The sequence below is a fragment of the Neisseria sp. Marseille-Q2251 genome (assembly GCF_940793045.1).
Lineage (GTDB): Bacteria > Pseudomonadota > Gammaproteobacteria > Burkholderiales > Neisseriaceae > Neisseria.
This window is the reverse complement of the sequence record NZ_CALNWV010000057.1, coordinates 1-11,839: the sequence shown is the minus strand read 5'-3', so window position 1 is coordinate 11,839 and position 11,839 is coordinate 1. Positions and strand designations below refer to the sequence as shown.

General features: G+C 52.5%; 12 protein-coding genes. 4 read left to right on the top strand and 8 right to left on the bottom strand.

All coding sequences use genetic code 11. The annotated features are described in order from the left end of the window. Both AAG834_RS12825 and AAG834_RS12820 read right to left on the bottom strand, forming a co-directional pair. The coding region (locus tag AAG834_RS12825) for a hypothetical protein (protein ID WP_342032356.1) at window positions 1-280 on the bottom strand (280 nt) is incomplete at its 3' end. 69 nt (window positions 281-349) lie between these two features. Then, on the bottom strand, window positions 350-1,546 hold the full coding sequence (locus AAG834_RS12820) for an acetate kinase (RefSeq protein ID WP_003764546.1): 1,197 nt from the start codon (window positions 1,544-1,546) through the stop codon (window positions 350-352). Between the two features lie 524 nt (window positions 1,547-2,070). Between AAG834_RS12820 and AAG834_RS12815 the strand changes: the two genes are divergently transcribed. The 3 genes from AAG834_RS12815 to AAG834_RS12805 are packed head-to-tail and all read left to right on the top strand — an operon-like array spanning window position 2,071 to window position 3,892. Continuing rightward, window positions 2,071-2,376: an HLGFF motif protein gene (locus AAG834_RS12815; protein ID WP_070512824.1), complete on the top strand. Its 306-nt coding sequence runs from the start codon at window positions 2,071-2,073 to the stop codon at window positions 2,374-2,376. Next, a complete protein-coding gene (gene ccoS, locus AAG834_RS12810) occupies window positions 2,376-2,573 on the top strand; it encodes a cbb3-type cytochrome oxidase assembly protein CcoS (RefSeq protein ID WP_016686280.1) in 198 nt (65 codons plus the stop codon). Before AAG834_RS12815 ends, ccoS begins: the two co-directional genes overlap by 1 nt. Further along, window positions 2,570-3,892 carry an MFS transporter gene (locus AAG834_RS12805; protein WP_342032355.1) on the top strand — a complete coding sequence of 441 codons (1,323 nt, stop codon included), beginning with the start codon at window positions 2,570-2,572 and terminating at the stop codon, window positions 3,890-3,892. Before ccoS ends, AAG834_RS12805 begins: the two co-directional genes overlap by 4 nt. 95 nt (window positions 3,893-3,987) lie before the next feature. Here AAG834_RS12805 and AAG834_RS12800 read toward each other — a convergent pair whose 3' ends face one another. From AAG834_RS12800 to gmk, 5 genes are all read right to left on the bottom strand, one after another. Then, window positions 3,988-4,434 carry a GatB/YqeY domain-containing protein gene (locus AAG834_RS12800; RefSeq protein ID WP_060974948.1) on the bottom strand — a complete coding sequence of 149 codons (447 nt, stop codon included), beginning with the start codon at window positions 4,432-4,434 and terminating at the stop codon, window positions 3,988-3,990. A 331-nt stretch (window positions 4,435-4,765) separates the two neighbouring features. Further along, the gene (gene rpsU / locus AAG834_RS12795) at window positions 4,766-4,978 is read right to left on the bottom strand and encodes a 30S ribosomal protein S21 (RefSeq protein WP_002214819.1); all 213 of its coding nucleotides are present in this window, start codon (window positions 4,976-4,978) and stop codon (window positions 4,766-4,768) included. 375 nt (window positions 4,979-5,353) lie between these two features. Beyond that, window positions 5,354-7,510, bottom strand: a complete 2,157-nt coding sequence (locus AAG834_RS12790) for a RelA/SpoT family protein (RefSeq protein ID WP_342032354.1) — start codon at window positions 7,508-7,510, stop codon at window positions 5,354-5,356. A gap of 110 nt (window positions 7,511-7,620) precedes the next feature. Continuing rightward, window positions 7,621-7,827, bottom strand: coding sequence for a DNA-directed RNA polymerase subunit omega (gene rpoZ / locus AAG834_RS12785; protein ID WP_003740638.1), 207 nt, complete (start codon window positions 7,825-7,827; stop codon window positions 7,621-7,623). Between the two features lie 59 nt (window positions 7,828-7,886). After that, entirely contained in the window at window positions 7,887-8,504 is a 618-nt protein-coding gene (gene gmk, locus AAG834_RS12780) for a guanylate kinase (RefSeq protein WP_039862844.1), read from the bottom strand. 211 nt (window positions 8,505-8,715) lie between these two features. On the opposite strand from gmk, the gene dxs reads away from it, so the two are divergent. Then, window positions 8,716-10,629, top strand: coding sequence for a 1-deoxy-D-xylulose-5-phosphate synthase (dxs, locus tag AAG834_RS12775; RefSeq protein ID WP_342032353.1), 1,914 nt, complete (start codon window positions 8,716-8,718; stop codon window positions 10,627-10,629). A 124-nt stretch (window positions 10,630-10,753) separates the two neighbouring features. On the opposite strand, the gene AAG834_RS12770 is transcribed toward dxs, so the two are convergent. Beyond that, window positions 10,754-11,419, bottom strand: a complete 666-nt coding sequence (locus tag AAG834_RS12770) for a sulfite exporter TauE/SafE family protein (protein WP_342032352.1) — start codon at window positions 11,417-11,419, stop codon at window positions 10,754-10,756. Window positions 11,420-11,839 lie beyond the last annotated feature (420 nt).

Here is an 11,839-nt window from a genome sequence, read left to right as displayed (position 1 = left end):
GTGGTATCGTTCGTCTTGGGTCAGTTGTGTGTAGCTCATGGCAATCTTTCTTGCAGGAAAGGCCGTATGCTACCGCATACTGGCCTTTTTCTGTTATGGAAAGTTGCACTTCAAATGCGAATCCGCCGACCTTTTTACCGAAAAGCAACTTATCGCGGCTCTTGCTGAGAGGGAAGAAATCGGGGTAAATATCGTTCGGGACATAAAGCAGAAAAACCTGCGCCCTCTTCTTTTGTTTGACGACAGAGAGGAAATCCCGAAGCGGGTCATGCAGACACATCTTGCTTTTTGCCGCGCCAACAAAAAACCTGCCGTTTTCGGCAGGTTTTTTATCGGATGATGCGCTGTATTACAGGCCGCTCAGACGGGCGGTGTCGTGTGCAATCATCAATTCTTCGTTGGTCGGGATAACAACGGCGACGGCTGCGCTGTCGGCAGTCGTAATCACGCCTGCGTTACCGAAGCGGGCTTTCAGGTTGGCTTCGTGGTCGGCTTTCAGACCGAGGAAGCCCAAGTAGCCGAGTACGCGTTCGCGGATGATGTCGGAGTTTTCGCCGATACCGCCGGTGAAAACGAGTACGTCCAGACCGCCGGCTGCCACAGCCATGCTGCCGATGTATTTGGCGAGGCGGTAGATGAAGACGTCCAGGGCGAGTTTCGCGCCAGGATGGCCTTTGCCGGATTCTTCTTCGATGGTACGGCAGTCGTTGGACAGGCCGGACAAGCCGAGCAGGCCGGATTTTTTGTTCAACATGTCGGTGATTTGGGTGATGGTCATGTTGGCGTTTTCAGCGAGGAAGCCGAAGACTGCGGGATCGATGTCGCCGCTGCGCGTACCCATCACGAGGCCTTCCAGCGGGGTCAGACCCATGCTGGTATCGCGTGATTCGCCGTTGGCGACGGCGGTAATAGATGCGCCGTTACCCAAGTGGGCAATCACCATGCGCAGGTCTTTTTTGTCTTTGCCGAGGAAACGGGCGGTTTCATCAGAAACGTAGCGGTAGCTGGTGCCGTGTGCGCCATAGCGACGCAAGCCGTATTTTTCATACAGTTCATGCGGAATAGCGTAGGTGTAGGCATGTTCCGGCATGGTTTGGTGGAAGGCGGTGTCGAAAACGACAACGTTGGGCAGACCTTTGAAAATGCTTTGTGCGGCACGCAGACCCAAGAGGTGCGCGGGGTTGTGCAGCGGAGCGAGCGGAATACATTTTTCGATGCCGGCGATAACTTCGTCGTCAACGAGGATGGATTCGCTGTACAGTTCGCCGCCGCTGACAACGCGGTGGCCGATGGCGCCGATGCGACTGTCGAGGCCGTGGGCTTTGAGTTCTTCCATCAGGGCTTCAACTGCGCCGGTGTGGTCGGGCTTGGCAGACAGGTCGACTTTGTGTTTTTCGCCGTTTACTTTGAACGTGATGTAAGCGTCGGGCAGGTTGAGTTTTTCGGCAAGGCAGCTGAGCAGGACTTCGCCGCTGTCGTTATCCAGTACGGCGCCTTTGAGGGATGAGCTGCCGCAGTTCAAAACTAAGATGAGTTTTTGGGTCATTTGTTGTGGCTCCTGAAGGTTTCAGACGACCTGTGTAGGCAGTATCGGCAATCTGTTCTTTGTCGTCGATATCCCGCCAAACATCTCCCGCAGGCATAGTGGATGCGTTGAGGGCGGCGCCGAGCGTCTGCGCGACGTGCCGTATTGATTTGGTGGCGTAAAATCTATGAAAGAAAAAATTATCGTTACATTCGGAATGGCGGCAACTTTATGAATGTTGCTTTCCTTGTGGCTTCTGCCGCCGCTGATTCGGCGGGGTCGTCTGAAATCGGTTGATGAATGTAAACCGCGCTATTCTAGCAAAAAACGGGGGCGGCTGCTTGGCTTAATGTTTGACTTGGAACAGTCTGGAGACGATAAAGGAAGATATTGATGTTTAAAGGGAAACGGTTTGTTTTCAGACGACCCGTCGAACGCGGGGGCGTAAAGCCCTTTGCAGGGGCGTGTCAAACTGTTACATTTAGACAGTTTTTGTGTTCACTATGTCGTCTGAAAACAGCGGCAGCCTTTTAAGATTCTTTGATATGCACTACTTCAGTATCCATACGCAACAAGGCGCCCATGTGGGCTTTTTCATCATGCTGCCGGATGACGAATCCGAAACGCAGCCGCAGAGCGGGCGTTTTGCCGTCAAGCTGCAAAGTGAAGAAGGCGTGGCGGCGGAGGCTTTGGCTCCTTTCGAGCAAACGGAGATTCCGCAATATTGGCGCGTCGTGAAAGACCATATCGAGCTGTTTTTCGACGACGCCCTTGTCGGCTCGCTGCGCAACGAATATCTGACCGTATCGGGACAGACTTTCGTCTTAACCGATTTGACCGGAGCGATGTGATGGAAAGTATGTTTATTTTGGTGCCCATCAGCATCATTTTGGCATTTGCCATCGGCTATTTTTTCTGGTGGTCGGGCAAAAACGGACAGTTTGACGATCTCGAAGGACCGGCACACCGCATCCTGATGGACGACGATTCCACCGACAAGCTGCTTGAAAACGAAATAGAAAAAGAAGAACAAAAATCCGAAAAATGAGCCTCAAAAAAGACAACCTGAATTTCCCGACCAGCCGCCGTTTCGCCCCATTATTCGGCACGCAGTTTCTGGGCGCGTTCAACGACAATATGTTCAAAACCGCGCTGTTTGTGATGATCAGCTTCTACGGTTTGGGCAAAAACGACTTCCTGCCCGCCAGCCAAATGCTGAACTTGGGCGCATTGCTGTTTATCCTGCCGTATTTCCTATTTTCTGCGCTGTCGGGACAATTGAGCACCAAATTCGACAAAGCCGTCTTGGCGCGATGGATCAAAGTATTGGAAATCGTCATCATGGCGGTGGCGGCGTTCAGCTTCTATATCCAGTCCGCCCCGCTGCTCTTGATCTGCCTGTTTTGCATGGGTGCGCAATCGACGCTGTTCGGCCCGCTGAAATACGCCATCCTGCCCGATTACCTCAACGACAAAGAGCTGATTATGGGCAACAGCCTGATCGAATCGGGAACATTCATCGCCATTTTGTTCGGTCAGATTTTAGGCACATCTGTCGCAGGCTTGCCGCCCTCCGTCGTCGGTATCTTAGTCTTGCTCGTCGCCATCGGCGGCACGTTGACCAGCTTCTTCATGCCTAACGTCCCCGCCAAAGCCCCCAACACGAAAATCGAATGGAACATCGTCAAAGGCACGCACGCGCTCCTGCGCGAAACCGCACAATATGATTCCGTCTTCACATCCATCATCGGCATTTCATGGTTTTGGTTTATCGGCTCGGTTTACACCACCCAACTGCCGACCTTCACGCAAATCCATTTGGGTGGCAACGACAGCGTCTTCAACCTCATGCTTACCCTATTCTCCATCGGCATCGCCGCCGGCTCGGTGTTGTGCGCCAAACTCAGCCACGAACGCTTGCTCTTAGGCTTGGTAACCGTCGGCACGACGGGTTTGACTGTATTCGGCTTGATTTTGGTATGGCTGACCCAAGGGCAACGCTTTACCGAACTCAACGGCATCACCTGGTTCCTGTCGCAAGGCATGGCGTATCCCGTCATGCTCGTCATGACGCTGATCGGCTTCTTCGGCGGCTTCTTCTCCGTCCCGCTCTACACTTGGCTGCAAACCGCCAGCAGCGAATCCTTCCGCGCCCACGCCGTCGCCGCCAACAACATCATCAATGGCGTGTTCATGGTATCGGCTGCCATTTTAAGCGCGGTACTCTTGATGCTGTTCGACAGCATTTCCCTGCTTTACCTGATCGTCGCCATCGGCAATATCCCCTTGATTGTTTACCTGATCCAGCGCGAACCCCGTTTCTTAAACGATATGGGCAAGATATTTCACAATATCGGTAAACGGTAAGCCTAAGCTTAAAAAAGGTCGTCTGAAAACGGGAATCCCATTTTCAGACGACCTTTTTGTCGTTCTTGAATCCGTCCAAAGCGGTCGGTATTCAATTATGAAGTCAGCGCAGCTTTGAGGATTTTATTGACTTCGCCCATATCGGCTTTGCCCGCAAGCTGGGTTTTCAACACGCCCATGGCTTTGCCCATATCAGCCATTCCGGAAGCCCCGGTCATGGCAATTACGGTTTCCACAGCAGTGCGGATTTCTTCGGCAGACATCATTTGCGGCAGGTAGCGATGCAGGATTTCGATTTCGGCATTTTCTTTGTCCGCCAAATCCTGACGGCCTGCTTCGGCGTAGATGTTGGCGCTGTCTTTGCGCTGTTTGACCATTTTGGTGATGATGGCAATCACTTTGCCGTCATCGGCTTCGGTGCGCTCGTCCACTTCAAATTGTTTGATGGCGGCATTGATGAGGCGGATGGTGCTTAACGTAGTTTGATCTTTGGCACGCATCGCGGTTTTCATGTCTTCGGTTAATTGTGCTTTCAGGCTCATGGGATGACTTTCAGGAAAAATGGAAGATGGTATTGCACATACTGCCTTAGGGATTCTCTATTTTTCAGACGACCTATTATCCTAGGGGCTGTCGACATTTAATTTTCCAAGTGGATTTTTGTTCACAAAGCGGAAGATTCAAGGCGGAAACCGCAACAAGGTTGGACACCTTGTGAGGATTTCCAACGCAGAAGATACCGCTTGGGGGATAAAAAGACACGGAAACTATTGAATGTCGACAGCTCCTAAAGGTCGTCTGAAAAACAAAACACACCGCAGGTTAAGCCTTGCGGTGTGTTTCGGCATCACAGGGCAGACCTGCAATTGATGTTTAGTACATTTTAGGAGGCAGTTGTTGGCTGCGCAGGCGTTTTTGCAGGCGTTTTACGGCTGCGGCTTTTTTGCGTTTGCGCTCGGTAGTTGGTTTTTCGTAAGCTTCACGGGCGCGCAGCTCAGTCAACAGACCGGTTTTTTCTACGGCACGTTTGAAACGGCGCATGGCTACTTCGAAGGGTTCGTTCTCTTTAACGCGGATTGCAGGCATTTTATTTCCTTTAAATTAAATTCTGGTTTCAAACCGCCGAAAGGGATAAGAATAAAAGGGGCGGTTTGTAAAAAAGTGGTTGTTTGTATCTCGGGTGTCTTACGACCGGCGGGATACGCGCCGTGATGTAAACATCACCTCCTAACAAGTCGGCTTGGCGCCGGATATGCCGTCGATGCGGCTGCAAATTAATTTCGGGATTATCTTTGATTAGGTAGTTTCTGTCAAGTTTGAAGGTCGTCTGAAAACCTTGAATATCGGTTTTCAGACGACCTTTGTGGTATTTCGCGCATCCTGCCGATTTTGTTTTTGATTTTAAGAAAACTTAAACCCTACCAGGCGGCAAAACGGTATCTGCTTTGCCGCCCTTCTTCCCTAGCTTCGGACCACTTTGCGCACTTGGGGAATGGCGTGCAGGTTGTGAATGATTTGGTTGATTTGCGCCAAGTCCTTCACTTTGATGATGAACTTGAATTCGACAAACCCTTCCGTACCTGCCAGCGCTTTGTTGGGGGTTTCGACGGATTCGATGTCTGCGCCGGAGTTGGAAATGGCTTGCGCCATAAGGGCGAGCAGGCCGTGGGAGTCTTCGGACTGGATGCTGAGTCCGGTGCGGTAGGTATGGCTGCCTATGCCTTCCCAGTTCGCATCAAGCTGCTGTTCGGGGTCGGATTTGAGCAGGGTCGGACAGGTATCGCGGTGGATAATCATGCCTTTTTCTTTGACCAAAAGGGCGCGGACGGAATCGCCCGGGACGGGATGGCAACATTCGGCAAAATGGATGCGGCCGGTTTCTTGGTCGTTGACTTTGATGGGGCTGAGTTTGACTTCGCTGCCGAAGTGCTGCCCTGCCAGTTCGGCGATGTGCATGGCGACATACACGGGCAGGGTATGCCCCATGCCGACGTTGTAGAGGACTTCTTCAAACGAGGTTTGTTTGTCGTTGAGGTCGGCAAGGTATTTTTCTTTGAGGTCGTCTGAAAGCAATACATCTTTGGGCAACAGGCTGGACAGGGCTTTTTGCAGTAGGTTTTCGCCGAGGACGATGGCGTCGTGGCGGTTGAGGTTTTTGACGTATTGGCGGATGGCGCTGCGCGCGCGGCTGGAAACGGTGAAATTCAGCCATGCCGGATTGGGCTTGGCGTGTTCGGATGTGATGATTTCAACGGAGTCGCCGGTTTTGAGTTTGGTGCGCAGGGGCATCATGGTGTTGTTGATGCGCGCGGCAACGGTTTTGTGGCCGATGTCGGTGTGAACGGCGTAGGCGAAGTCTATGGGCGTCGATCCTTTAGGGAGGGTGAGGATTTTGCCTTTGGGTGTCAGGATGTAGACTTCGTTGGGGAACAGGTCGACTTTGACGTGTTCGAGGAATTCGATGGCGTTCGCGCTGCTGGCTTGCAAATCGAGGATGTTTTTAAGCCATTGGTTGGTATGGAGGACAGCTTGATCGACGGTATTTTCGCCGGATTTGTATATCCAGTGTCCTGCGATGCCGCCTTCGGCTACGGCATCCATTTCGCGCGTGCGGATTTGGACTTCAATGGGCAAGCCGTAAGGACCAACTAAGGTCGTGTGCAGGCTTTGGTAGCCGTTGCTTTTCGGGATGGCGATATAGTCTTTGAAGCGGCCGGGTTTGGGCTGATAGAGATTGTGCAGCGCGCCCAGTGCGGCGTAACACGCGGGAATGCTGTTGACGATGACGCGGAATCCGTAAATGTCCATGACTTCGGCAAAGCGCAATTTTTTCGCCAACATTTTTTGATGGATGCTGTACAGGTTTTTTTCCCTGCCTTTGATTTTGGCTTCGATGTTCGCGCCGACCAAACGCTGACTGAAGGCGCGCAAAACTTTGCCGACGACGTCGCGGCGGTTTTTGCGGCTGTTGTCCATCGCTTTTTTGAGAGTTTCGTAGCGGCTCGGGTGGAGGTTTTGAAACGATAAATCCTGAAGCTCTTGGTAGGCGTTGTTCAAACCTAGGCGGTTGGCGATTTGGGCGTAGATTTCGAGGGTTTCTTTGGCAATGCGGCGGCGTTTGTCAGGGCGCATGGAGCCGAGCGTGCGCATATTGTGCAGGCGGTCGGCGAGTTTGACGACGATCACGCGTACGTCTTTGGTCATGGCGAGAATAAGCTTGCGGAAGCTTTCCGCCTGATGCTCGGCGTGATCTTCAAATTTGAGTTTTTCGAGTTTGGAAAGCCCGTCCACCATCTCGGAGATGGTTTCGCCGAACTCTGCCGCCATTTCGATTTTGGATACGCCCGTGTCTTCGAGTACGTCGTGCATCACGCCCGCGCACAAGCCTTGTATGTCCATGTGCCACAACGCAAGCTGCGTGGCGACGGCAAGGGGGTGGGTAATGTAGGGTTCGCCGCTTTTACGGGTTTGTCCGTCATGGGCGTGAAAGGCGTAGGCGACGGCTTTTTCAAGCTCGGCCTGTTCGGATGGGCTGAGATAGGAGGCGGTGCGGAACAAGAGTTCGCGGGCTTCGGCAGTCAGCGCGTCGTAGGGGGCAGTGGGCTGGGGGGCGGGCATTTCAGACGGCCTTCGGTGTGTGTTTTGTTTTGAGCCGTCAGACTGTATCGGTCGGATGTGTCGCGCCGATACAATCCGCGCGGCGGTTGAGCAGATTTTGCCTGCCGGTATTATTTGTTGCGGGTCAGCAGTTCGGTACCGATTTGACCGGCGGCGATTTCGCGCAGGGCGGTAACGGTCGGTTTGTTGTTGCGGATGTCGTCAACCATAGGGGCGTTGCCGTTTTCAAGCTGGCGTGCGCGGCGGGCGGCGACGAGGGTCAGGTCGAAATGATTGGGGATTTTGCCTGTGCAGTCTTCAGTGGTGATACGGGCCATTTGTTTGCTTTCTTTCTATTAATTTGTGATGGAATGTAAATGCGTATTTTCGCTGTTTTTCAGGAATTTTCCAACAGGTTTGAGATAAATCCTTGCTGGGAAGATTTTTTCAGACGACCTGCTTTGATGATGTGAAGCAAATCGGCTTCCGCCCTGTCTAAATCATCGTTGACGACGATATAGTCAAATAGGACGGATTGTTCGATTTCGTGACGCGCTTTGGAGAGGCGGGTTTGGATAACTTCCTCGCTGTCGGTGCCGCGCCCGTTAAGGCGTTCGGCAAGGACTTCGAACGAAGGCGGCAGGATGAAGATGCTGCTGGCTTCGGGCAGGGATTTGCGCACTTGCGCCGCACCTTGCACGTCGATTTCCAAAATCACATCGTAACCCTCTTCGCTAAGGGAATTGACCCCCGCGATGCTGGTTCCGTAATAATTACCGAAAACGTTTGCGTGTTCGAGGAAGGCTTTTTGTTCAATTAAGGATTCAAATTCTTCTTTGGGAACAAAATGATAATGCACGCCATGCTGCTCGCCTTCGCGCGGCTGGCGGGTGGTGTGCGATACGGAGACGCGCAAATCGCCGTTGTTTTTCAAAAGACGGGAAACCAGCGTAGTCTTGCCCGTACCGGAAGCGGCGGAGATGATGAAAATATTGCCTTTTTTATGGGGTTTCATGATGTTGGTACCGATGGAATTATCTGTTGATTGTAGCATACGGGGCGTGTAATTTCATGTTCAGACGACCTTTACATGCATCCCCAAACGCCGCTTCCATCGGCAAGCAACCGCTTAACGGCGATACCCGACCTCCGGCAGGAAACCCACGTCTTTCTAAACTCTTGCTATAATTGCCCGCTATACACAAATAAGCCTGCAAAGACACACCATGAGCCACACTCCGCTACTCGATACCGTCGGCAGCCCGCAAGATTTGCGCCGTCTGGATAAAAAACAGTTGCCCCAAGTCGCCGCCGAGCTGCGGGAGTTTCTGCTGGATTCGATAGGCAAAACCGGCGGTCATTTCGCCAGCAATTTAGGCGCGGTCGAGCTTACCGTGGCTCTGCACTATGTTTATCACACGCCTGAAGACAAGTTAGTTTGGGACGTCGGCCATCAAAGTTATCCGCACAAAATCCTCACCGGTCGCAAAGACCAGATGCACACCATGCGCCGTTATGGCGGCTTAGCGGGTTTCCCCAAGCGCAGCGAATCCGAATACGACGCTTTCGGCGTGGGTCATTCCTCTACCTCCATCGGCGCGGCGTTGGGCATGGCGGCGGCAGACAAGCTCTTGGGCAACGACCGCCGCAGCGTCGCCATTATCGGCGACGGCGCGATGACGGCGGGGCAGGCGTTTGAAGCCTTGAACTGCGCAGGCGATATGGACGTGAACCTGCTGGTCATCCTCAACGACAACGAAATGTCGATTTCCCCCAACGTCGGTGCGCTGCCGAAATACCTCGCCAGCAACGTCGTGCGCGATATGCGCGGCGTGTTGAGCACAATCAAGGCGCAATCGAGCAAGGTTTTGGACAAGCTGCCCGGCGCGATGGAGCTTGCCCAAAAAGTCGAACACAAAATCAAAACGCTGGCGGGCGAAGCCGAACACGCCAAGCAATCGCTGTCTTTGTTTGAAAACTTCGGTTTCCGCTACACCGGTCCCGTGGACGGCCACAACGTCGAGCATCTGGTTGACGTATTGAAAGATTTGCGCGGACGCAAAGGCCCGCAACTGCTGCACGTCATCACCAAAAAGGGCAACGGCTACAAACTCGCCGAAAACGACCCCGTTAAATACCACGCCGTCGCCAACCTGCCCAAAGACGTTTCAGACGACCTCAAAACCGCAACGTCGTCTGAAAAAGAAAACAAACCTGCCGCCAAACCGACCTATACGCAAGTGTTCGGCAAATGGCTGTGCGACCAGGCGGCGGCAGATTCCCGATTGGCGGCGATTACCCCCGCTATGCGCGAGGGCAGCGGACTGGTCGAATTCGAACAACAATTTCCCGACCGTTATTTCGACGTCGGCATCGCCGAGCAGCACGCCGTTACCTTTGCCGGCGGTTTGGCTTGCGAAGGCATGAAGCCCGTCGTCGCCATTTATTCCACCTTCCTCCAACGCGGCTACGACCAACTGGTGCACGACATCGCCCTGCAAAACCTGCCCGTTTTGTTTGCCGTCGACCGTGCGGGCATCGTCGGCGCGGACGGTCCTACCCATGCCGGTTTGTACGATTTGAGCTTCTTGCGCTGCGTGCCGAACATGATTATTGCCGCACCGAGCGATGAAAACGAATGCCGCCTGCTGCTTTCGACCTGCTATCAGGCAGACGCCCCTGCCGCCGTCCGTTATCCGCGCGGTACGGGAACAGGCGCTCCCGTTTCAGACGACCTTGAAACCGTAGCCATCGGCAAAGGCGTCATCCGCCGCCAAGGTGAGAAAACCGCATTCATTGCCTTCGGCAGCATGGTCGCCCCCGCATTGGCGGTTGCCGAAAAACTGAACGCCACCGTCGCCGATATGCGCTTTGTCAAACCGATAGATGAGGAACTCATCGTCCGCCTCGCCCAAAGCCACGACTACATCATTACCGCCGAAGAAAACGCCGAACAAGGCGGCGCAGGCAGCGCAGTGCTGGAAGTGTTGGCGAAACACGGCATCTGCAAACCCGTTTTACTTTTGGGCGTAGCCGACACCGTGACCGAACACGGCGATCCGAAAAAACTTTTGGACGATTTGGGCTTGAGTGCCGACGCAATGGAAAAACACATACGCGGATGGCTGCCGGCAGCTTAAACCGAAGCCGTTATCAAAACGCGCCGCCATTGAGCGTCATTCAAAAAGGTCGTCTGAAAACTGATTTTCAGACGACCTTTGATATAAGAGCCCTACCCTTTTAAAAGGCGTTTCAGTGCCAGGTTCAAAGCATGACAGCCAAACGAAAAACCGCCCATCCAGCGACCAACAATCCGGCGCACAAACGGATGGCTCTGCGTTGTAAAAGTGTTTTCAATTGCGCTGCAAAAATCCCCATCGCCAACAAATTCGGCAACGTCCCCAGTGCGAAAGCCAACATATACAGCCCGCCCTGCACCGCACTGCCACTGCCTAAAGCATACAATGAGGCACTGTACACCAAGCCGCAAGGCAACCAGCCCCACAACATGCCTACACCGAAACAAGCCGGAACGGATTTAATCGGCAGCAGTCGGTTCAGAATCGGATTCAAACGTTTCCATATCGGTCTGCCTATGCGCTCAATCTGCGTAGCCGCCGTAGAAAGACCCGCCAGATACAGCCCCAACAGCAACAGCAACACATTCGCTGCAACATACAGGCCGTTTTGCAGCCAGCGCGTATCATCCAAAGAAATACCGATTTGCCCGACCAGCCCGACAATCAAACCAATCAATACATAGCTGCTGATACGTCCCAAATTCAATAGGACAATCAGCCCCAGCCGATTAAGATGAGGCGGAAGCTGCAACGCAAACGCACTACTCAACCCGCCACACATTCCGACACAATGCGTACCGCCGAAAAAGCCGAGTAAAAACAAAGTAAAAAAGGTGATGTCGTAATTCATTATTGGAAAAGCGATTTGTCGATAGATGTATGATTTGTCGGAAAAGCGGGAGCGATATGATGAAAGCCATATCTTTAAATGTTTTCAGGAAGTTGCCATCTTGATTTTTGGATAGCTGCCTATTACCCACGCAATCCAATATTCTTGGAACAAAATGAATGGTTAACCGAAATAGAGAGGTTTTTAATAGACAATGGTAATTTTACTATCCGCGCAAACAGCCGATTGTTGATTTTAAACCCATCCATGACTATCTGTCCGCTTTTGCACTTGCCTTCTTGTTATACCGATTTATATAGTCAATTAAAAATAAAATAGTACAATACTCAACTTTTAAGGTCTAACCATGGCATACTCTGCGGACTTAAGAAACAAAGCTTTAAACTATTACGAACAATGCAAAAACATCAGCCAAACCGC